This window comes from Hyphomicrobium sp. 2TAF46, assembly GCF_052114865.1.
Classification (GTDB): Bacteria; Pseudomonadota; Alphaproteobacteria; order Rhizobiales; family Hyphomicrobiaceae; genus Hyphomicrobium_B.
The window spans coordinates 1-23,219 of the sequence record NZ_JBFRFO010000017.1 but is presented as its reverse complement, the minus strand read 5'-3'; the positions used below and the strand labels follow the sequence as shown (position 1 = coordinate 23,219).

Annotated in this window: 10 protein-coding genes; 3 read left to right on the top strand and 7 right to left on the bottom strand. The window is 60.5% G+C overall.

Features of this window, described 5'->3' with window-relative positions:
• Window positions 1-45 precede the first annotated feature (45 nt).
• Window positions 46-10,050: a filamentous haemagglutinin family protein gene (locus tag AB4Z24_RS22090; RefSeq protein WP_441711747.1), complete on the top strand. Its 10,005-nt coding sequence runs from the start codon at window positions 46-48 to the stop codon at window positions 10,048-10,050.
• A gap of 82 nt (window positions 10,051-10,132) precedes the next feature.
• Here AB4Z24_RS22090 and AB4Z24_RS22085 read toward each other — a convergent pair whose 3' ends face one another.
• The 6 genes from AB4Z24_RS22085 to AB4Z24_RS22060 form a co-directional block, all read right to left on the bottom strand.
• Window positions 10,133-13,237 (bottom strand): efflux RND transporter permease subunit, encoded by a 3,105-nt coding sequence (locus AB4Z24_RS22085; protein ID WP_441711745.1) that lies wholly within the window; start codon window positions 13,235-13,237, stop codon window positions 10,133-10,135.
• A complete protein-coding gene (locus AB4Z24_RS22080) occupies window positions 13,234-14,295 on the bottom strand; it encodes an efflux RND transporter periplasmic adaptor subunit (protein WP_441711743.1) in 1,062 nt (353 codons plus the stop codon). Before AB4Z24_RS22080 ends, AB4Z24_RS22085 begins: the two co-directional genes overlap by 4 nt.
• A gap of 194 nt (window positions 14,296-14,489) precedes the next feature.
• Window positions 14,490-15,407, bottom strand: a complete 918-nt coding sequence (locus tag AB4Z24_RS22075) for a DUF3313 domain-containing protein (protein ID WP_441711741.1) — start codon at window positions 15,405-15,407, stop codon at window positions 14,490-14,492.
• Window positions 15,408-15,543: 136 nt separating this feature from the next.
• Complete coding sequence (locus tag AB4Z24_RS22070; RefSeq protein WP_441711739.1) at window positions 15,544-16,773, bottom strand: ATP-binding protein; 1,230 nt, start codon at window positions 16,771-16,773, stop codon at window positions 15,544-15,546.
• Window positions 16,770-17,453 (bottom strand): response regulator, encoded by a 684-nt coding sequence (locus AB4Z24_RS22065; RefSeq protein ID WP_441711737.1) that lies wholly within the window; start codon window positions 17,451-17,453, stop codon window positions 16,770-16,772. Before AB4Z24_RS22065 ends, AB4Z24_RS22070 begins: the two co-directional genes overlap by 4 nt.
• An 828-nt stretch (window positions 17,454-18,281) precedes the next feature.
• Entirely contained in the window at window positions 18,282-18,647 is a 366-nt protein-coding gene (locus tag AB4Z24_RS22060) for a hypothetical protein (protein ID WP_441711735.1), read from the bottom strand.
• An 884-nt stretch (window positions 18,648-19,531) separates the two neighbouring features.
• Here AB4Z24_RS22060 and AB4Z24_RS22055 point away from each other — a divergent pair.
• Together AB4Z24_RS22055 and AB4Z24_RS22050 are read left to right on the top strand one after the other, a co-directional pair.
• Entirely contained in the window at window positions 19,532-21,352 is a 1,821-nt protein-coding gene (locus tag AB4Z24_RS22055) for a methanol/ethanol family PQQ-dependent dehydrogenase (RefSeq protein ID WP_441711733.1), read from the top strand.
• Between the two features lie 242 nt (window positions 21,353-21,594).
• Entirely contained in the window at window positions 21,595-22,158 is a 564-nt protein-coding gene (locus AB4Z24_RS22050) for a c-type cytochrome, methanol metabolism-related (protein ID WP_441711732.1), read from the top strand.
• Between the two features lie 23 nt (window positions 22,159-22,181).
• Here the strand turns inward: AB4Z24_RS22050 and AB4Z24_RS22045 are convergent.
• The coding region (locus AB4Z24_RS22045) for a pyridoxamine 5'-phosphate oxidase family protein (RefSeq protein WP_441711731.1) at window positions 22,182-23,219 on the bottom strand (1,038 nt) is incomplete at its 5' end.

Genomic DNA, 23,219 nt, shown 5'->3' with positions numbered 1-23,219 from the left:
GCGTATCTCAACGGCGGCACGGTCGCCCTGAAATCGACTCATGACGTGACGCTAAAGACCGGCAGCGTGATCGACGTCTCGTCGGGCGGCGCCATTCTCGCCACTGGTAAGACCAAAGGCGGCAAGGGTGGCGACGTCACCTTGATCGCCGACCAGGAGATATCGCAGGTCCAGGCTGATGGCCTCCTGACCCTCAACGGCAACATCCGCGGCTATGGCGTCAGCGGCGGCGGCACGCTCAAGCTTGAATCCGGAACGGCGATCGGGATCGGCGGTAAGGTTCTCGCGACCGACGGTGTGCTCGGCGCGGGAGAGAAAACGTCCGTCGACGTTGTCTTGACCGAAGATTATCGCGTCGTGACGGGGAGCGTCTTGCCCGTCAGCTACACTTATTCGGTTAGTCTCGTTAAGCCGGGTGAAAGACTCGGCGGTGTGCCTGTATTTGACGGGTTGACGCTGGCGGCCGACTGGACGCCACCACGTCCAACATCGGGATATTATTTCCTAAGGCTCAACAATGGCACCAACGTATACATTGAGTCAGATGGGCGACCAATCCCGACGTTTCCTGCCGGAACGGTCATTGATATTCTCGGAGCGTCGTCCGGTTTCCCCGTCAGTTATGTCGTAGAAGGGAACGTGTTTCCCAACGGGCTTTCTCTTAAAAGCCCGAAGTCCGTGACGTTGAATCCGGGTGATATATCTCCGGTGGATTTCACGGTCGCCAAAGGTACTGTGATTCAAGCCGGCATCAATCTGGCCCGGCCCGTAACGGTTGCTCGGAACGCGACAATCCAGTCGTCGTTGTTCCAATCCGGTTTCTCCAGCTACGACGTGAACGGCCGCCACGGTCTCGTTGTCTCCGAAGACGTCGGACTTGACGTTGCGATGCCGGTCTATCGCTTCACGGACACGGCTTTCAGCACCGCGACCAACACGGATCCAGCAAACGCTCTCAGCGTCTGGGCGCCGCCGTTGTGGACGGAAGACGCCGCCAACAGCCGCTTGATCCAGCGCGGCGGCGCGTCCATTAGCTTGCGCTCGGCAGTTAGCGATGTGGCGGCAAGTGGCCCAATCGACATTCGTACAGGAGCCGTGATCGGCGTCGATGCCGGTCAGGCGATCAGCCTGCAAGGTACTAATTTCACGATCGACGGTACACTGACCGCTCCGAGTGGCACCATCACCTTGGCGGGGAGAAGTGCTGCGACGAACACAGCCGGCCTGATCTGGATTGGCGATCACGCCGTGCTCGATGTCGCGGCGCGCGCTGCGACGGCGATCAACAGGCGTAGTCAGACCTATGGTGTGGTCGCCAAGGGCGGTTCGATCCTGATCGGCGGCGCGATGGACTGGGAGGCAAAGGGCGAAGCCGATGCGCCGAGTGCTTTCGTCGTGATCCGCCCGGGTGCAGTGCTCGATGCGTCCGGTACAAGCGCGGTGCTGGATATTCCCGTGCCTGGCCTCGGAGCGAACAGCACGCCACTGAACGTCGCCAGCGATGGCGGCGCCATCGTCGTCAAGTCCGGTATCGGTCTGTATCTTGACGGCACGTTGCGGGCGGCCGCGGGCGGCGCGAATGCGGCCGGTGGTACGCTGGCGCTGGCGCTCGAGACACCTGCCTATCCGACCGCGCAGGGGCCAAGCGGTGACGTATTGCGGCATCGCGAGTTCGTCATCGCCAATATTCAGGGCGACAGCGCCATTGCCGGTGCCACGTCGATGGCGGAGGCAAAGGCCGGTCTTGTCACCGGCACTGCACGGCTCGGCGTCGATCGCATCAAGGCCGGCGGCTTCGATAATCTTTCGCTGCTGGCCGATGGGCCGCTTTCCTTCGACGGCAATGTCACACTGGCGATGAAGCAGAGCCTGCGGCTTTATGCCGGCACATTTGCGCTCAGTGAAAGCGCGGACACGAATTCGCAGGTGTCGCTGTCGGCACCTTATGTCCGGCTGGCTGGCACCATCCGTCTTGGCGGCGACGGTGTAACCTTTCCCGCCGCGACATGGGGCGGCGGCCCCTCGCGACAAGCCAGCGATGCGGTGTTCTCCGTTGCCGCCGATCTGATCGACATTCGTGACCGCGTTGGGTTTGGTACGCGCAAGAACATCGACACCCAGAAGGTGTTTTACACCGTCGATCGCCGCGGTTTCGCGCTGGTCGATCTCACCAGCCGCGGCGATATCCGCCTGCTTGCCGGCACGCCGTCGCGTGGCCTGTCAGGCGCACTCACCACCGAACTCGCCACGCTCGGCGACATCACGCTGACCGCCGCACAGATCTATCCGGCGACAGGCGTGGCCGCGCAGATCGTCGCTGGGTCCACTGAAAGCGGTAACTTTCTGAGTGGCAGTGTGCTTACCATCCGGCGATACGGCGACACGATCCCCGACACGCCGTATTCGGCTTTCGGGTCGCTTTATCTCGGCGCGGAAACCGTCAATCAGGGCGGCGTGGTACGCGCGCCGTTCGGTGCGATACAGCTCGGCACGGTCGGGCGTGGTGGGCTGGCGCAGGCCGATGCGGTCAACCTTCTGCCAGGGAGTATCACCTCGGTGAGCGGCGCTGGACTGGTGATGCTCTATGGCGGTACCGTCGATGGCCTCGACTATCGGTATGGCGGAACGTCGATTGTGCTCGATGGCGTCGGCGGTACGGGCGGTAGCGAACTCAAGCGCGGAATCCGTCTTTCGACGACTCACCTGAATGTCGAGGCAGGTTCCGTTCTCGACCTGTCGGGGGGCGGTGAGTTGACTGGCGCTGGCTTTGTCTCAGGCCGCGGCGGTTCGGTCGATATCCTGACCACGCCGCTGATCAATTCCAATCCCGGTTACAATTACAGCAGCAAGGGCAACGCGGTCTACGCCATCGTGCCAAGTCACGCATCGACATATGCGCCGGTGGTGCAGGAGGCGGGCTACGGCGCGCCGCTGACCGGCCAGCAGATCACCATTCCCGCCGGTGTGCCGGGCCTTCCGGCAGGCACCTATATGCTGATGCCATCCAGCTACGCGCTGCTGCCCGGCGCATTCCGCGTCGAAATCGGGGCGGGCAACCCGACCAATCTTGCGGGCGCCAGCTCCCTCGGGAGTGTTACGGCCATCGGTAACGGCTCCTGGAGCGTGGCCGGCACTCTTGGCATCGCCAACACGGCGATCCGTGCATCGCTGCCGAACCAGGTGACGATCACGCCGGCCGATAAAGTGCGGACACATTCGTCCTACAACGAGATGGGCTACAATGCCTTTGTGCTCGCGGATGCGGCGCGCATCGGCGTGCCGCGCGCGATGATGACGGTGGATGCGAAGACGCTGGACATCCTGATGGCCAAGCCGTCGGTCGTCGATGATCGCTCGCAACTGCGCTTCAATGGCGATCTGCGCATGCAGTCTGCCGCTGGCAGCAACGGCTTCGGCGGCACCGTCAATGTCCGTGGCCTCGGGGAAGTCCTCGCAACGGGACAAAGCGCTGATCCCGGCATTCCCTTCTACGCATCCGTTTATGCCGACGAACTCAGCAAGCTCGATGCACCGCGTCTGGTGCTGAACGGGATGGTGGCCGTGGGTTATGGCCAGACGGGGCGCTTTGCCAGCATTCAAGGAGATTACGGCAGCAGTATTATCTTGCGTAGCGGCGCCCACATTGCGGCGGCGGAGGTCATCCTCGCCAATTTCGGAGACGCGAGGTCCATCACGATCGAGGAAGGTGCTTCGATCAGCACGGTCGGCCGCGGTCGCGCCAGCTACGATTCCAGCGACGGCTTCGTCTTCATCGCCGAAGGTGGCGTCCTGGCGCTCTCTAACGGCTGGATCAATCTGCTGCAGTCATCCACGGCCGGTTCGGGTTCAAGTGTCAACATCACGGTCGGTGGCTGCGTTACCGTGGACTGCAACCGCACCACGACACTGGTGTCCGAAGGAACCATCGCCGCGTCGACGTCCGGCTCATTCACCATTGCCAATAATGTGTCCTATGGCACGCGCAATCTGGTGCTTGGCCTATCGGCCATCAATCTCGGCGAGGACGCCAATCTCGCAGCCGCCGCGGCGTCCGGCCATCTGCCTACGGGTCTCGCGCTCAATCAGGGCCTGCTGGCGCAGCTGCTCGCGGGCAATACGGCGACGGGGGCTCCGGCGCTCGAGACGCTCGCACTCAATGCACGGGATGCGGTGAACGTGTTCGGCGCCGTGACGCTCGATGCGTCGAAGGTCGGGCGGCTGGTGCTTGGCACGCCTGCGATCTACGGTTATGGCGCATCCGGCGATGTCGCAACAATCCGAGCCGGCGAGTTCATCTGGACCGGCTCGGCGGCGGCGCCTGGCGCGGCGATGGCCGATATCCTTGGCGACGGCAACCTCGACATCGCGGCGCAGCGCGTCGTGTTCGGCTACGGTCCGAATTCGCAGCCGAGCAATACAGTGGTGGACAACCGTCTCGCGCTCGGCTTCGCCAACGTCAACATCACGGCCAGCGAGCGCATCACATCCACCAACAAGAGCACGCTCGGCGTCTATCACCGGCAGGGCGCTTACGCTCCCGCGACCGGCTATCAATACACCGGCGGCAATCTGACGGTCACGACACCGCTGTTCACCGGCGAGGCGGGTTCAGTCAACACCATCACCGCGGGCGGCGATGTTCGCGTTGCCGGAGCGGGCAGTGCGGCCGTCCCGAAGGTCGACGCGCTTGGCGCTCAGCTCAAGCTGATGGGGACCAACGTTACCGTCGATACCAGTGTTGTCTTGCCGTCGGGCAAGCTCGTTTTGACGGCGACGGGCGACGTCGTTCTGGGCGGCAACGCGCGCATCGATCTGTCGGGCCGTGAAGTCACGATGTTCGACGTCACCAAATATAGCTGGGGCGGCGATCTGGTGCTGAACAGCAGCTCCGGGAGTATCAGCCAAGCAAGCGGCTCGGTCGTTGACTTGTCGGCGCGGTACAACCGCGGCGGCACGATGATGGTGACGGCGCTTGGCGCCGGTGCTGGTCATGTCGATCTCGGCGGCACAATTCTCGGTTCGGCAAGCGGCCAGTACGATGCCGGCGGCACGCTGGTGCCTTACGATGCAGCCGAACTCACCGTGCGCGCGCAGACGCTCGCCGGCTTCGCGGGGCTAAACGCACGCCTCAACGAAGGTCAGGTCACTGGTGCGCGGCGCTTCCAGATCAAGCAGGGGGATCTCGTCGTCGGCGACGAAGTCAAAGCTCGCGACGTTGAGATTGTGCTGGACGGTGGCAACCTGACCGTCAACGGTAAGATCGACGCCAGCGGCTTCCAGGTCGGATCGATCCGGCTGGCGGCAATGGGCGACCTCACCATCAACGGTACGCTCGATGCGCACGGCACCGGCTTGCGCGTCGACAGCTACGGCAAGATCATCGACAGCCCCAATCGCGCGGTCATCGATGTGACGTCACGCAAGGGCACCCTGACGATCGGCAGCAATGCCGCGTTCGATCTGCGTGCCGGCACAAGTGTCGCGATGGGCAGCGGCCGTGGACAGAACGACGGCGTCGCGCGCGGCACGCTCGACCTCAATGCACGGCGTCTTGGCGGCACCGGCGGGCAAGGCGGCGTCGACAGCGCCGGCAATGGCGCTGACGATGTGGCTCTCAATGTGCTCGGTACGCCCGGAATCCGCGGTGCTAAGACCGTCGCCGTCAATGCCTTCCGCATCTATGATGACGCGCCCGAGGCGAATGCGCCGGATGTCACCGGCCACAAGCCGCAGGAGATCACGCAGGCCTATCTCGACGGGATCAAGGATCAGAACGGCACAATTATCAGCGGCGGCATCGATCCGCACAACGACGCCTTCATCAACGCAGCACTCGCCAACACGTCCCTGAGCAACAGGCTGGCCGGACTCGGCACCTATCGTCTGCGTCCGGGCGTCGAGATCATCAGCAAGGTCAGCGCCGACAATCCGAACGGCGATCTCACGGTCGCGGGCGACCTCGACCTGTCGGGCTATCGCTATGGGCCCGATGCGAACCGCTTCAATCCGGCGTTGCGCGGCTTCGGCGAACCCGGCGTGTTGACGATCCGCGCGGCCGGCGACCTCAATATTCGCGGCTCCATCAATGACGGATTTGCACCACCAGCGTCGACGACCGATGACAACGGCTGGCTGCTCACCAATGGCGTGGTGCTATATGGCGGCGACCTCGTGCTTCCTGTCGCGGTGACACTCGAAGCGGGGACCACTTTCCGAAAGGGTGCAACGCTCAACTATGATCTGCCGGCGACGTTCGATACGCTCGTGGCGAATCCACTAGGTAACAACATCTTGGCCGGCACCGTGCTGCCGGTGAGGGCGACTCTGGCAGGCCCTCTCAATCTATCCGCGGGCAGCGTGGTCGGCGCGACCATCTACAACGCCGACGGCAGCGTGGCCTACGCCGCCGGCACGGTTTTGCCGAACGCGGTGACACTCACCGCGGGCATGCAACTCGGTGCCGGCACGGTGCTGCGCAGCGACGCCAACATTGGAGCGCTGATCTGGCCAAAGGGCGTTCCTTTGCCGGGAAATATGACGTCGAGCGGATCGCTGTCGCTGGCTGCCGGGTCGCGGATTCCGTCCATGACCGATGTCAAGTTGCCTGGCGGCCAATCGATCGATCTGCGCAGTCCGACGAATGGCAAGCAGGGACAGAATTGGGCGGTGGCGCCGATGCTCGGTGCGGGCGCAACCTCATGGTCGATGCGCCTCGTCGCCGGCGCCGATCTCGGATCCGCTGACCGGCGCGCGCTCAATCCCGCCTCTACCGGCGCGATCAGGCTCGCCGATTCGCACTACATCGTGGCTGTTACCCCCGGTCAGAAGCTCTGGAGTCCCGGCAATTGGTACGGCTACACGCCAGGCACGCCAGTGCCCCCGGAGTTGCTGGGGCTTTGCGACGCCGATAATTGTATCGACGGACCTCCGGGAGATCCCGCGCCGCGCGCTCCATCCTTCAGCGTCCTCCGCACTGGCACCGGCGATCTCGATCTCGTCGCCGCCGGCGATATCCGGATGGATTCGCTCTACGGCATCTACACCGCTGGCACGGCGACACCGGTCGATCCAGCGTATAACCTTTCGACCCATCAGGCTTGGTATCCGGACCATGGCGGCAACGTCTTGATCGCAACGGGCGGCGATCTTGTTGGCGACATCACGCACGGTATGGGTCCGGCGAGTGTTCTCACTGGTAACTGGCTGTGGCGACAGGGCACGGGCAGTACTGCGGTCGACGCAACAATCTCGACGTCGTGGTGGATCAATTTCGGTAGCTATACGGCCAACACGGCCACTGGCCGTTCCGATCTGCTGGGCTTCACCGGCATCGGCGCGCTGGGTGGTGGCGACGTCGCGATCCGTGTCGCTGGCAATGCCGGCACGATTGCTCTTCGCGGCGAGCAAGGGATGGAGGGCGGTCATCGAAGTCAGGGTCTGGTCGTTGCTGTCGGTAGCACCGGCCGCGTTGGTGCCGACGGATCGCTGACGCTGACCGGCGGTGGCGACATCGACATGCGCATCGCGGGTGCGCTCAACCCGAATCTGGCTCTCACCAACAGCAAGGACATTCAAGCGCTGTCAGGCGCGCTGGTGAATTTGCGTGGCGCTTTGCATGTGGCGGCGGAATCGATCGGCGGGATCAAGCTCATTTACCGGGCGGGAGCGTCCGGGTTCAACGACGCCTTCGATCCGCGCGGTATCGACCCGTTCACAGCGACGTCCTCGGATGCACGTTCCGGTATCACATTGGTGCCCGGAGATTCGGCGGTCTATCTCGAAACCTTGGGCGACCTCGTCCTTGGCGGTGCTGGCGATCCGGGGCGCTCGCAGTCGCCGAACCGATCCGCCGTCTCTGCCGGCGGCGAGAACGATACGGGACAAAGCTGGTTCTCGCTCTGGACCCAACATACGGCGATCAACCTGATCTCTGCCGGCGGCAATCTCACACCCAGCACCTCGGCGTCAGAAAACCGTGCACAGACCAGCGATCAGAATGCGGCGGACGGATCGTTCACCTATCCGTCGATCCTGCGCGCGGCGGCGCTGGGTGGCAGCATGTATTATGGGGTCAACGCTTTGCCGTTCATGCGGGGCGATGCTTCCGAGGTATATCCTTTCATCACTCTTGCTCCGTCTCCGCATGGTTCGTTGGAGATGCTGGCCCGGGACTCGATCTATGCAGGGCAGTATTCGTTCAGCCTGTCCGGTTCCGGCGTGGCGTTACCGACGCCCTTCAATCCGGCCTTCATGGGAAGCAATGTGGACCCCCTGGGACGCATCAAAGTGACCAATGGGGCATCCAGAGGCGGCGCTGACTCCCTTGACGCCCCGGTGCCATTGTCACTGTTCTTCTTCGGCCCGAACACAATCGGGCTCGATATTGGGCGAGCACCGGAGATGGATCCGATCCGCTTCTACGCGCGCGAGGGCGATGTTGTTGGCCTGCGCACGGGTGAAACGCTCACATCCGGCATTGGTGATTCCACAATTTGGTATAACGCCTCGGCTCCGGTCATGGTGCGCGCAGGTCGCGATATCGTCGGCGCAGGTCTTGCGCCAGGCGTCGCGTTGACGAGTGCGGTGCAGGGCGCGAAATCGCGCGGTAATCTGATCGTGCATAGCAATCCGAACGACGTGTCGATCATCTCAGCCGGTCGCGACATCATCTACGCCAACTTCGATATTGCCGGTCCGGGTACGCTCGAGGTCTCGGCGGGGCGCAATCTCTATCAAGCCGACAAAGGTTCGATTACATCGATCGGTCCGGTCGCCATCGGCGACACGCGTTCCGGCGCGAGCATCTTCATGCAGGCAGGCGTCGGCGTGAACGGGCCGGACTATGCGAAGCTGGCGTCGCTCTATCTCGATCCGGCGAACCTCGCCGTGACGGGCACGCCGCTTGCCGACCAGCCGGGCAAAGTGGCCAAGACCTACGAGAAGGAGCTCGCAGCGTGGCTGAAGGAGCGCTACGGCTTCGAGGCCGCCAGCGTTGAAGAGCGCCGGGCGTACTTTGATGCGCTGGCTCCGGACCAGAAGAACATCTTCCTGCGGACGGTGTACTTCGCGGAACTGCGCGAAGGCGGGCGCGAGTACAACAACGCGGAGAGCACGCGTTATGGCTCCTACCTGCGGGGACGCAACGTCATCGCGGCGCTGTTCCCGGACAAGGATGCCGACGGCAACCTCATCGTGCGCACCGGCGACATCACCATGTTCGGCGGCTCGGGCGTTCGCACGATATCGGGTGGTAGCATCCAGATGCTGACGCCGGGCGGGCGCACCATCATTGGCGTCGAAGGGCAGGTGCCGCCAGCGTCGTCAGGACTGATCACGCAAGGCGAGGGCAACATCCAGCTCTATTCGAAGGGCTCGATCCTGCTCGGCCTGTCGCGCATCATGACGACGTTCGGGGGGGACATTCTGGCCTGGTCGGCGGAGGGCGACATCAACGCCGGCCGTGGTTCTAAAACCACGGTGCTCTACACGCCGCCGAAGCGCGTGACCGACAACTACGGCAATGTCGCGTTGTCGCCGCAGGCGCCGTCGTCGGGGGCTGGCATCGCGACCTTGAGCCCGATCCCGGGCATCGCGGCGGGTGATATCGACCTGCTCGCGCCGCTCGGCACCATCGATGCGGGCGAGGCGGGCATCCGCTCCTCGGGCAACGTCAACCTCGCGGCGCTGCATATCGTCAACGCGGCCAACATCCAGGCACAGGGCAACACCACCGGCGTGCCGCAGATCCAGGCGCCGAACATCGGCGGCTTGACGGAGGCCTCGAACGCGTCGGGCGCGGCAGCCAAGCAAGCGACCAACCCGGCCCAGTCCGGAGCGTCGGAGCAACCGTCGGTGATCATCGTCGAGGTCATCGGCTTCGGTGGCGGCAATGATGGTGCGGACGACGAGGAGCGTAAGCGCCGGACGCAGGGCCAGAAGCAGGGAAGCTATGATCCCGCGGCTCCGATCAAGGTGGTGGGTTACGGTCCTCTGACCAACGCGGACACCCAAAATCTCACCGAAGAGGAGAAGCGAAAGCTTCTGAGATGAACAGAGAAGATGAGAACTTTTATATCCTTGTTAAGCTATCGACATCCGATCCAACAGTTCCAAGCGCGATTTCCGCTATCTGTCAGTGAGCGGAAGTAGGATCAACTGGTAGTGGAGGTTTCTGAATCAGCGCTCCAAAAGTCTTGCGAGCCCAGAGGTCAAGATCATCCATCACGGTGAAGACCGCGGGAACGTAGATGAGGCTGAGCGCCGTTGAGCTCAAGAGGCCGCCAATCACGGCGATGGCCATCGGTGCCCGGAATTCAGCGTCCGCGCCAATTCCAAGCGCGAGGGGCACCATCCCTGCTCCCATCGCGACCGTGGTCATGACAATAGGCCGAGCACGCTTGCGCGCAGCATCGACGAGGGCCGCGTTTCGTTCGAGATTTTTCTCTCTCCTGGCGGTGATTGCGTACTCAACCAGCAGGATCGAGTTCTTGGCTGCAATGCCCATCAGCATCAGAATGCCAATGAGGGCCGGCATGGAAAGTGACGTGCCGGTTGCGGCCATCAGCCCGAAGGCACCGCCGAGCGATAGCGGCAGCGCGGTCAGGATCGTAACCGGTTGAATGAAGTTGTTGAACAAAAGAGTAATAACGAACAGCAGCAAGACAATGCCGGAGCCGATGGCGAGTGTGAAACCACCGAACAACTCTTGCATGTGTTCCGCGTCGCCCGCTCTTTGGCGCGTCACTCCAGTCGGAAGAGCTTTAATCGACGTCAGATTGGAAACGAGCTCCTCGGCTTGCCCTGTCGTCAAGTCCACGAGCTCGGCCTCGACAGTCACACTGCGGCTGCGGTCGACTCGGTCGATCTGGTTTGGACCTGCGCCGAACGCGATGTCAGCGACGGAAGATAGCGGCACGGTTCCTATGGATGCCGGCACCTGCAAGCTCAGTATCCGCGAGAGATCGGACCTAGCAGCCTCGTCAAGCATGATGCGGATGGAAATTTGACGGTCATCGAGGTTGAACTTCGGCAGGTTCTGATCGGAATCGCCAAGCGTGGCGATGTTGACTGTCCGAGCTATGGTGTCGGTCGAAATGCCGAGCGTGGCCGCCTTCTCGGGTTTGGGCGTAATCTGCATCTCGGGACGTGCAAGGCTGGCCGTTGAGCCGGCGTTCTGGAAACCCGGCATTGCCCGCATCTCTCGCGTCAGAGAGGACACCGTTCGCGATAGCATGTCATCATCGTCGCTTCTCAGCGTGACCTGAACCTTGGCGCCTGACTTACCATCGGCGCCGAACCGCACCCGCGCGCCTGGCACCTCTGCAAGTTGAGACGCGACCGATGCTTCAAACTGTTTCTGGCTGAGCGCCCGTTCGCCGCGCGGCTTGAGGTTCACAGTCAGGGTCGCTTTCCGCACCTCGCCTGAGGAGCTTTCGTCTCCCAGGCCTCCGGACGACGTTTGCGTTCCCAAAGCCGCGTAAACGGAGAGCACCTCCGGCCGCGCTTTGAGAATGTCGATGGCCCTCCGTGTGGCGGCGTCCGTGTCCGTGAGGTTGGCGCCAGGCGCAAGTTCGATAGCGAGAACGGAGCGTCCCCGATCGGATGCGGGTATGAAGTCGGCCGGCAGCAGAAGAGCAAGGCTCATGGAACCGGCGAAGAAAGCGACGCCGGCAAAGACCACCAGCCATCGCCATCGCAACGTCCAGCCGAGAAGCCAAAGATAGAGTGGGATCCAGAACGCTTCGTCCTCCTGCGTTCCGTGCGGTTTCATTAAATAGGCCCCCATTAGGGGTGTCAGCATGCGTGCGACAACGAGCGAGAAGAATACCGACGTGCAGACGGCAATGGCGAATGCCTTGAAGATCTGACCGGCAATGCCCGGCATAAGGCCGACGGGCATGAAGACGGCAATGATGGACAATGTCGTCGCAACCACGGCGAGTCCGATTTCGTCGGCGGCTTCCATGGCTGCCTCGTAAGCAGTCTTGCCCGATTGACGCATATGGCGGACGATGTTCTCAATCTCGACAATGGCATCATCGACCAAAATGCCGACCACGAGGGCGATTGCGAGTAGCGTGATATTGTTCAGCGACTGGTTGAGGACGTACATTACGCCGAACGTGGGGAGCAACGAGAGCGGCAGGGCCACGCTGGAAATTAGAGTGGCACGCAGATCTCGCAGGAAAAACCAGACCACAACGACCGCGAGCACCGCGCCGATGAGGAGAGCCTCGATCGCGGCGGTATACCCCTCGAGCACCTCATCGATCGAAGATGTCACTTCGCGGATCGCGACCTCGGGATGCTCGACGGCGAACGCCGACACTTTCGCTCTTACTGCCTCGGCCACAGCGACTTCGCCGGTTCCCACGGAGCGGTAGACGCTGAAGCCGATCACCTCCTTATTGTCGAGACGTGCACGTTGGCGAGGTTCCGCCCAGGACCTCTCTATAGCGCCCAGCTCCGATAGCATCACCGTGCGTTCGCCATTCAAGATCAATCGCGTTCGCGAGAGCGCCTCGACGTTATCGGCGCTGCCCAGAGTTCGGATTGCTTGCTCGCCGTGGCCGAGCGTCGTGCGTCCGGCGGGCTGGTTGACATTCTGCGTCTTCAGCTGCTCGGAGACTTGAGATGCGGTAATGCCGAGTGCCATCAGCCGATCGGGGTCGAGTCGCACGCGGATCTCCTGATCCACGCCACCGGATCGCTCGATCTTGGAGACGCCCCTGGCCGACAGCACGGCCTTCGCCACGTCGTTGTCGATGAACCAGCTCAGGCCATCGGGGATCATCTGGGGAGCGTCGACGATGAACGTCAGAATAGGCTGACCAACTGCGTCGACCCGCTGCACCGTTGGTTCGAGGACGTCGGCCGGAAGGTTCGGGCGAATCGTCGCCACGGCGTTGCGCACATCATCGGTTGCGCGGTCGATATTGGTACCCAGGGCAAATTCGATGCTCGTCGTAGAGATGCCTTCGTTGACCGTGGAGCGGATGTGCTCCACGTTGCCGAGGCCGGAGACACTGTTCTCGACGAGGCGCGTGACCTGCGTCTCCATCTCGGCCGGCGCGGCGCCGATCCTGTTGACACTGACAGTGACCGCCGGAATGTCGATGTCCGGCATGTCGTTGATGCGCAACTTCGAGAAGCTCACGACTCCCGAGAGCGACAGGAGCAGAAACAAGACAATGGTGGGTACCGGATTGCGGATAGCCCAGGCGGAAATCTGGTTCACGGGATTGCCTTGAGCGGCTGAGCGGACGCCACTTCGGCACGAACTTTCTCGCCGTCGTTTAAGAGCCCTGCGCCTTCGACGACGATGCGCTCGCCGGCAGTGAGACCCTGCACGACTTCGACAGTCGAGCTACTCTTGCGCCCGACCGTGACCGTCTTGAGGACCGCGGTTCCGTCGTCACTTACCGTGAATACGGCGGCCTTTCCGTCGCGCCAGACGAGCGATTTGAGCGGAACCGTCAGCGTTGGTATGTTGCTGGCCTCGATTTCGACGCGGACGAACATGCCGGGCTTCAAGTCTGTGTTCGCGGGCAGTGCAACGCGCACCGTGCCGAGGCGGGTCCTGGCGTCGACCACCGGTGCCACGTGCCGCACCTTGGCGTGTGATACACGCCTCATGGGATCAATGATGCGCGCGGACTGCTGCGGGAAAACCCTGAATGTGTCAGCTTCAGGCACCAGCGCATTCACTTCCAAGCGGCCGTCCTGGATGAGGCGGAACAGCTCGGTACCGGCTTGCACGACCTGGCCGACGGAGGCGTTGCGGACTGCAACAATGGCGTCAGTGGGCGCCGCGATTTCCGTTTGAGCCAGTTTGGCATTTGTCTCCTTGAGGATCGCCCGGGCGGAGGCGAGCTTAGCCGTGGCAGTTTTGACCAGCGTTTCACGCTGCTCAATTGTCTGCTGGCTGATGACCCCGCTGGTTACGGCATGCGCTCTTTTCTGGTCGGCCAGCGCATTGGCAAGGCTGGCCTCGGCCTCGGCCTCGGCTGCCTTGTTCTGGTCGATCTGGGCCAGGAGAAGACTTTGATTGAGACGAGCCAGAACCTGGCCCTTCTCGACCTTATCTCCTTCATCGGCGCGGATCTCGACGATCGCGAATCCATTGGCTTCCGAGCTGATCGGCAATTCCCGCCATGCGGCGACCGTACCGGTTCCCACGATCGCGCTATCCATCTGGCTCTTTCGTACCGTGTCGACGGTTACGGTGAGAAGAAGACTGCGGTCATGTCCGCGATCTGCCGCGTCGGCGTCCGTCAGACAGGTTATGATCAGCAAGCAAGCGATCGAAAGTAATATTCTGACGTTCGAGGGTTCATTGAATGTCGAAATGACTATAGAAAGCGCGGGGGCCTCGCGAACCGGATTGGTCGACGAATGGTGAGCGCATCGTTCGGACCGAACCCTCCTGACACTTTGTAAGTGGAGAAGGCCGTGGCGCTTTTTATGTTCCGAATTTGCAATCATCGGAATCACCGCGGAGAATTGGTGGCAGGCACCTGATGATCGGCTTGCGCGCCGTTATCCGTCCATCCGGGCGGGAAGCCAAGCTTGCCTCCCAGCATAGCGGTCACACCATTGCGTCCGAAGGCATCACACGCAGCCTCTTTGGGCGCTCCACCGAACTTCGACTTGAGGCGCTGCATAGTAGGGAGAGACGGCAGTTTGGAACGGAATGGATCGTCACCCGTGACCAGCAGCTCGCTGAAATCATCGCCGAAGGTTGAGGCAAGTTCATAGGCGTCTCCAACCGGGGAAACCCGCGTTGTGCTGAAGATTGAGGTGGCCCCTCTCGCCCACAGCATGGCCGCGTTCTGCCGCCCGGTCGGATCGACCGCCTCGCCTTCCAATGCGATCCCACCCAAACCGATCGGAACGCGCACCGACGGAATCGGCACCGCTATATCGACGGCCCCGGTGGTGGTCAGCACGGTCTTGCCGATATCAAGGACCTTCGAGGTCGCCGCCGCCGTTTCGTCCGTGGGGACAACACTCGCGATAGACATATGCACTGTGAGGTCGGCGGTCTGCGGCGGCAGGACGATATGGAAGCGATCACTGAGTCCAATGCAGACCGAGCGATCTACCGCGTTGGCAACTAGTCTGCGGTCCTGTTCGGAAAGCTTGGCCGAGGCAGCCGCTGCGGAAAAGGTGGTCGGAATAATAAGCACGGTCTTGGCCGCCAAGACCGAGGGCTTGTCGACGCTTACGCGCGCCTTGGTGAGTAGGCCGCCGGCGGCAGGCTGCAATCGATCGTAGGACGACAACGTGCCTGTCTGCTGCAACGGTACCGAGGCGCATGCCGAGACGAGAGGCAGCAGCGACAGCAAAATGTGAGAGTGGATTCCACGCGTGTGTCTTGAAACAAATTCGATCGACTGAATCGCCATCGAGTATTCCCCCTGTTCCCTGGGAGGAGGACTTACCGATGTTGCTTTGCTCGTTTGTTGCTCGTATGTGGCCAGACCAGGGCGTCGTGGAATTTGTCTAGGGGGATTGCAGTGCGGCAACCGGAGAGTTCGCGTCTCAGGTTGCCGTTGGGAGCCGCACCTCGATCGTGCTCGGCAGCGTTGGGGCCGCGCTGGCCTCTCCCCCATGTTGCCGGGCGATCTGACGAACAAGGGCAAGTCCCAGACCAGACCCTCGCGAGTGCGTTCCATGTGGGCGGTAAAACGGTGCGAAAACGCGCTCCCTCTCAGCAGCAGGGATGCCTTCCCCACCGTCGCTCACCGTCAAAACCGCTCGGTCGCGGACTTGGAGGACCCGAACCTCGACCGGCGGCGATCCGTGTTGCTGCGCGTTTTCGATGAGGTTGCGAACCATCCGGCGCAACAGTGTCGGGTCGCCCCGCACGATAACAGGCTCGCCCGTGACATCGCCTTCCGCGCAACGTGCGCTTTCCTCAGCGGCAAGCGCCAGTAGATCCACATCTTCGCAGACATCGAGTTCTTTTACTGCGTTGAGGCGGCTTGAGAGCAGGATCTGATCGATTAACGCGTCGATTTCGGTGACGTCCTTCTCCAGATCGGCTTTGCGCTTCGGGTCTGCAATCTCTTTGAGGAGTTCAGCCGTCAGCCGAAGCCGCGAGAGCGGCGTTCTGAGCTCGTGAGAAACATTGGCGAGCAATAGCTTATGGGCTTCGACCAGTTGCTCGATTTGCTCCGCAGCGCTGTTGAAACTTTGCGCCAAGCGCGCGACCTCGTCGCAGCCTTCAACTCTTACTCGCGCCGTAAGATCGCCTGATCCCAATGCCTCTACACTCGATTGCAGTCGCTCGAGCCGACGCGTCAAGCGCCGAACGACCGGATAGCAAAGAACCGCGATCAGGACGCACAAGGGGACAAACAGCTTCACTTTCCCATAAAGCTCTTGCGCCGGAGAGAAGCCTCGTACCTCGATCCAGGATCCATTGCTCAGCAGAATACCGATCGCCGGCCGAATAGATTCGTATACGTTCTCGCCGCCCCCAACGCCGACAGCATCGATGAGACGATTGTCAGCGGAAAAAAGAGCAAAGTCGACACCTACCAAATTGGACAGATCCGTGAGGAACCGGCGGCGGGCGACTGGATCGGAGTCGGGAGAAAGCAGGCGGCGCGCCTCAAGACTATCGACGCTCTCGAGCACAATTTGGGCATCATGTTTGCGCCCTGACAGCTGCCACAGCCCGATCGCTCCCAAGACGACAATCAGCAGCGCACCGAAAATCGTCAGATTCAGCTGATAGTGAAACCGCGTGTTTATCGGGCAGCTCAATCTTGCACCCTCGCAAACACATATCCGGTGCCCCGAATAGTGATGATACGGCTCGGCTTCTTCGGATCGTCTTCGATGCTTGCACGGATGCGGGAGATGTGGACGTCGATCGAGCGGTCGAATGCCTCCAGAGTCTCACCTTTGACGAGGTCCATAAGCGCTTCCCGCCCCATAACGCGGCCCGGCCGCTCGGCAAGCGCAACAAGTAGGTCGAATTGATAGCCGGTCAGTGTGCACGCGACACCCTCAATGCGAGCAACGCGCGCTCCGCGATCGATCTCCAATCGGCCGAACACCAGCAATTCGCCGTTCCGCGTGTGCCTCTGGCGGCGCAGGATTGCGCGCAGGCGCGCCAGGAGTTCGCGCGGCTCGAATGGCTTCGGCAAGTAGTCGTCAGCGCCCAGCTCCAGGCCGATGATCCGGTCCATGGCCTCCCCGCGCGCCGTCAACATCAAGATCGGTGTCAGCGCCGCCACGCGCACCTGCCGACACACCTCGAGGCCGTCGATGTCGGGCAGCATAACGTCGAGCACTATAGCATCGAACCCATTGCGCGAGTGCAGTCTCAGGCCCGCGTCGCCGCTCGGTGCATGCGAAACGATGAATCCTTCGCCGCCGAGATAGTCGCTCAACATCCCGGCAAGCCGCGTGTCATCCTCGATGAGGAGGATCTGCTGCATGGCAATCTCACGTTTGGGCACCCAGGCTCCAGAGGCCGGATGCCTGCGGCTAAAATACGTCGGAAGCAGCAGGCGCAGCCGATGTGGTTTGTCGGATGTGTGCCAAAAGACGGCAATTCCTCCAACTCTTCCGTATGTAAAGTTTTGTAAATGGCGCCGGATAATCGTCGGCGTTTCGAAATGCCGGCATTAATCGTTCTGCCTTCACATAACTTTACCCGCAGGACAAATGGCCGAAATTAACATCTCTCAAGACTGGTTCGGTAACTGCGAGCCAACGAGAGATGGAGCATTGGATTTGTCTAACGATGATCGTAAGGACGGGAAAGCAGTGGCTGAGAACGAGCCCGAGTGGAGCCGATTTGCAAGCATAGGCCTTGTTGTCGCGATGCTGCTTTTGACCGCGCTGATAGGGGCCTTCCTCTTTACTTCACCAACTATTCCATGAGTTCGCGGGGCGGCGCACCGGACGCAAAGCGAAAAGTGCATGGGGTGATGGCGCGCTCGTGCGCGCCCATCTGCATCGTGCTGTTTGCTTTATGCCCCTTAGGCTGCACCGAGGCAGAAATTCGTGCTGGCAATGCGCTCCCCGGCGCATTGCCAGACGGCCCAGGCTTGTCAGGGCCAACGGCCACAGCAGCCCGAAAACAGAATTGGGATTGTCGAAGGATTGAGAGCGCAATTTCCAATCTCGTCGAGTCGATGCGATCGGCGAAGACACGCGCAGAAAAGGACGAGGAGCAAACGCCTCAAACACTTGCGCATTTGGTTGCGCGCCTTTCCGGTCCGCCCGGAGCGGGCAATGCTGCCCTCGCCGAGTTCACGGAACTACGCAGCGACGCAGACCAGCTGAACGACCTGCTGAAGGAAAGGAGATGCGCGAAACACAAGATTGACGTCGAAGCTCCAACGTTTCTCCAGCCATAGACGATGCTGCGATCCTGGTGGTCCCGGCAGAACTTCAGGTGATCGAAAGCCGCCGGTAATCGTGACCACGCGTTCATCCGGAGTTCGGCCAGCGGCCTTCAGCCCCACCGAACTCACGCACTTCCGCACGCTTGATTTCTTCCGAAGCCAAAATGATCCATCGTATGCACTCAGGTTGTCCTCATGGCTGGCAGCCTCCAGGTCGCCAGCGCGGTTTCCAGCGGTCTCTACAGAACCTCTGACGTCTTCGCGTTTGGAAATAAGCATTCGACGCTCTTCACTTCAGAATTTTGCGTAAGCGTTGACCTTGTTGGCAAGGGAGTCTGGCCGATTTATCGTCGGATTCACGTCCCAAAGCAGCTGATGCTGCGCGGCTCGGCACCGACCGTAGGCGTCATCAACGGCGTGAAGCCAATCCCTCATGCTCCTGGCGCCGGCAACGTCATAGCCGGTATGATTCGCGTTGCCGTCGTCGGAGGCTCCAGATCTGAAGTGCCAGCGTCGCCGTTTCCGATTTCTGCAAATGACGCATTCGCCCAGAAAGATGCCGAGGTCGAAAATGGCATTGAGGCCCAAGAACTCGCCCTCCCACGGCTGCGACAGCCGGTAGAAGGCGTCGTGGAGTTTCTTGTCGCGAAGATTATCGGACAGGCAGCCGCTGTTCAGCGGACACCAACGAGACACGGCTTGCAGGCCGGCATCGTCCAACGAAGCTGGGACGCCGAGCCTGGAAAAAACGAGAAAAGCGCATCGAGGCGACTGTCCTTGACGCTGAGAAAGAATACAAAATTTTCTTTGGCCCGAATGTGAAACAGATCAGCGGCACGTATGGCGCCCGCATCGCTTTCGTTTTGAATTCGGATCGCATTGGCGCTCTGCCGATGCGGCGGTGCATAAACGGTATGCCAATTCGCTGATGCGGCGCGTGAGCACTTCGGCTGCTTGATTGGAGGAGGGCCCGGGTCATCACCTAATTCGAGCTGCAGTTCCGGCTGCATGTAAAAATCAACCGAACGGTTGACAAATCTTCGTGAGGAACTATTGTCTACCTTGCGGTTGAATGTTGATAGTCTTCGGTAGGAAGTATGGCAACCGACTGCAGCACAAAGCCGCGCTCAAAGACGGGCACTCAATAATAATCGGAGGAAATTATGAAGCTTCGCGTTTCCGGCGCGGCGTTGTTGATGCTTAGCGCCATGGCGCTGCCGGCATCTGCTAACGACGACGTGCTAAAGCAGACCTCGGATCCGAACCAATGGGCAAAGCCGGAGGGCAACTATGCGGCCACCCGCTACTCGCCCCTCAATCAGATTACGACCGAAAACGTCGGCCAGCTGAAGGTTGCCTGGACCTTCTCGACCGGCGTCTTGCGCGGTCATGAGGGATCGCCGCTCGTTGTTGGAAATATGATGTACCTGACGACGCCTTTCCCGAACAACGTTATCGCTCTTGATCTCAACGACGACCAGAAGATTGTTTGGCAATATTCGCCGAAGCAAGATCCGTCCGTCGTGCCCGTCATGTGCTGCGACACCGTCAATCTCGGCGTGTCATACGCAGAAGGCAAGATCTTCCTCTACCAAGCTGATACCTCAGTCGTCGCCATCGACGCCAAAACGGGTAAAGAGCTTTGGAAATCCGTGAACGGCGATTCCAAAAAGGGTGAAACCGGCACTGCGGCGCCGATCATCATCAAGGATAAGGTCATCGTCGGTATCTCCGGCGCCGAGTTCGGCGTCCGCGGGCACGTCACGGCTTATGACATCAATACCGGCAAGCGGGTCTGGCGCGCATATAATCTCGGTCCCGACAACGAGATGCTGTTTGACCCGGAAAAGACGACATCACTCGGGAAGCCGGTCGGCAAGGACTCGTCGCTCAAGACGTGGAATGGCGACCAGTGGAAGATTGGCGGCGGCACCGTCTGGGGCTGGTTCTCTTATGATCCGGAAGCCGACCTCTTTTACTATGGTTCGGCAAACCCTTCGACTTGGAATCCGGCTCAGCGCGCAGGACCTGACGGTAAGCCGATCGATCAGAAATGGACGATGGCCATCATCGCTCGCAACCCCGATACCGGTGTAGCGAAATGGGCTTATCAGATGACGCCTTTTGACGAATGGGATTACGACGGCGTCAACGAAAATATTCTGGCCGATATCGATATCGACGGAAAGAAAGTACCGGCACTTGTTCACTTCGACCGCAACGGTTTTGCTTACACGCTCAATCGTAAGGACGGTGAGCTGCTTGTCGCCCAGCATTTCGATCCGGCTGTGAACTGGGCAACCGGCGTCGATCTCGACAAGTCGAGCCCGAACTATGGCCGCCCAATCCGCGTAAAGAAGTACTCGACGTTTGCTAACGGTCCGGACTTCAATACCAAGGGGGTTTGCCCCGCTGCGTTGGGTACAAAGGACAGGCAGCCGGCGTCGTTTTCGGAGCTAACCGGTCTGTTCTATGTTCCGACCAACCACGTCTGCATGGACTATGAACCGTTCAAGGTTTCGTACACGGCCGGTCAACCCTACGTCGGCGCCACCTTGTCCATGTTTGCCGGTCCGGACAAGCCGGAGCATATGGGTAACTTCATCGCTTGGGATGCTGCAAAAGGCAAAATCGTCTGGTCGAAGCCGGAGCAGTTTTCCGTCTGGTCGGGCGCCTTGACCACCGCAGGCGGCGTTGCCTTCTACGGTACGCTTGAGGGTTACTTCAAAGCCGTCGATCAAAAGGATGGCAAGGAACTCTTCAAGTTCAAGACGCCGTCCGGAATCATCGGCAACGCGATGACGTACATCCACGAAGGCAAGCAATACGTGGCGGTATACTCGGGCGTTGGCGGTTGGGCTGGTATCGGTCTGGCAGCTGGCTTGACCAATCCCAACGACGGTCTTGGAGCCGTTGGCGGTTACGCCGGCCTCAAGCAGTACACCAACCTCGGTGGATCTCTCACAGTCTTCTCGTTGCCGTAGCGCTTCCTCCAAGAAGTCACGCATAAGCTAAGGAACGAGACACTTGGCCGGCAAGAACACGCACTTGCCGGCCATTTTTGCCAGATAACGAAGGACAGAACCTCGTGAGTTTTTGCACTAAGGCTGCAGCAGCAATCGCCTGCGTTGTTGGGATTATCGCCACCGGCACGTCGCATGCGGAGTCGTTCGATCGAGCCGAGCCATATCGGCAGATTCCGCGCAAAGATACGGGATTTCTTCATATGGCAGATGCTTCATCCGAAGCCTCGCCAGGGGGAGTTCCCAAGTCTGACGATCCGAACGCCCCGCCACCTGGATCACGCAACAAAGAGGGCGACGCGGTTTACCCCAATCCGATCAGCGACCTGGCGAAGAAGGAAGACTACAAATTCGATGATGGCCGCTACCGTAACAAGGACGGCGATCCGCAACCGGTCGTGACGAAGGATTACATGGTCGACTGGGGTTCTTGGAACGGCTTTCGTCGCTATCACGATGCTTGCCACGTCTGCCACGGTCCGAATGCCCTCGGCAGTACGTTTGCGCCCTCGCTTGCCGACTCGTTGAAGACAATGGATTACGCGACGTTTCTCACCACCGTCTCGAGCGGTAAACGGGAAAACAGGGGTGGCACGGAATTCGTCATGCCGTCGTTCGGCGATGACAAAAATATCATGTGCTACATCGACGACATCTACACCTACATTAAAGCGCGTTCTCTAGATATCCTGCCGCCGGGGCGCCCAAATGGTCGCGAAGACATCTCACCGGATGCGAAAAAAGCCGCGGACGACTGTACGGGATAATTTTCTAGCCTAAAGGCGATGGATCAATCGCGATTCATCGCCTTTTCGATATCTGTTTCTTCCCCGGCCGCGTTCGAGTCCTTTTCGGGAAGAACGTCGGCAAATTCCGCGAGCCGCTTCCACTCAGCAACGGGCTGCGGATGATTTTTGTCCGGAACAAAGCTCGATTCTTCCTTGATCTCCATTTTATGAATGTATCGCGGGCAGTTGGCGAAGACAGTGCGAATATGCACGCGAACGAGCAACTCGGCACCGGGATACCGCTTGAGTAGACGACTCGAAGTGACAGCCTCTGCTACCCCTGAAATCCTCAGGCGTGCTTGCCTTTCGAAATCGATGAACAACAGCGCCACATTCGGATTTTCGGTGAGATTGCCGACTGAAAGATACATGCCACTGCCGTCATAACTCGGAAAAACGAGCGTCGTCTCGTTGAGTACGCCGACGAAACCACGTGCACCGCCTTTATAAGAGCAACTCGGGCGACCCTGCGCATCAGCCGTCGCCAAAAAGAACATATTCTGGTGGGCAATAAAAGCAGCGTCGGATGCGGTGAGAGCGGGCTTGACGGTGTTGTCACGCAGACGATCCGCCAATGCGCGAATCCGAAATTCATCCTGCCATTTTCGATGCCCATCCGTATAAAAGTTATTTACGGCGGCAAGTTTGGAAGGCCCTTCCTGGCGCACGTGAGGCTGTAGGATCGATGAGAGGTTTGCTAAGCACGTGAGCCAATCACGCTTGTAAAGATCGGAGGCGTATGGAGTACCAATTTTTTCGTGCGTGACCGTGAGCTCTGTCGCGGTATCGCCGAGGGGGCGGATATCGGCGACGACCAGCGACGGTGGGCCCTGGAGCCCTTTGGCGGCGCCGCTGTAGGACCAAGTCATAACGATGCGCCGGCTCTCAACAATCTCACAATAACATCCTGAGATTTGATACGGCTCGCCCATCGGGTCATTGCCATCAACGCTGTACTGTCCGCCTTCGCGTAGATCGATGGAGACGGCATTTACAACGCAGGAACCGGGAGCTAGCCACTGGGCGATGAGATCCGGCTG

Coding starts and splice junctions, on each gene's coding strand:
- AB4Z24_RS22075 (WP_441711741.1), bottom strand. CDS start 15,407: ATGGCGATTCAGTCGATCGAATTTGTTTCAAGACACACGCGTGGAATC.
- AB4Z24_RS22065 (WP_441711737.1), bottom strand. CDS start 17,453: ATGCAGCAGATCCTCCTCATCGAGGATGACACGCGGCTTGCCGGGATG.
- AB4Z24_RS22060 (WP_441711735.1), bottom strand. CDS start 18,647: ATGCTTATTTCCAAACGCGAAGACGTCAGAGGTTCTGTAGAGACCGCT.
- AB4Z24_RS22055 (WP_441711733.1), top strand. CDS start 19,532: ATGAAGCTTCGCGTTTCCGGCGCGGCGTTGTTGATGCTTAGCGCCATG.
- AB4Z24_RS22050 (WP_441711732.1), top strand. CDS start 21,595: ATGGCAGATGCTTCATCCGAAGCCTCGCCAGGGGGAGTTCCCAAGTCT.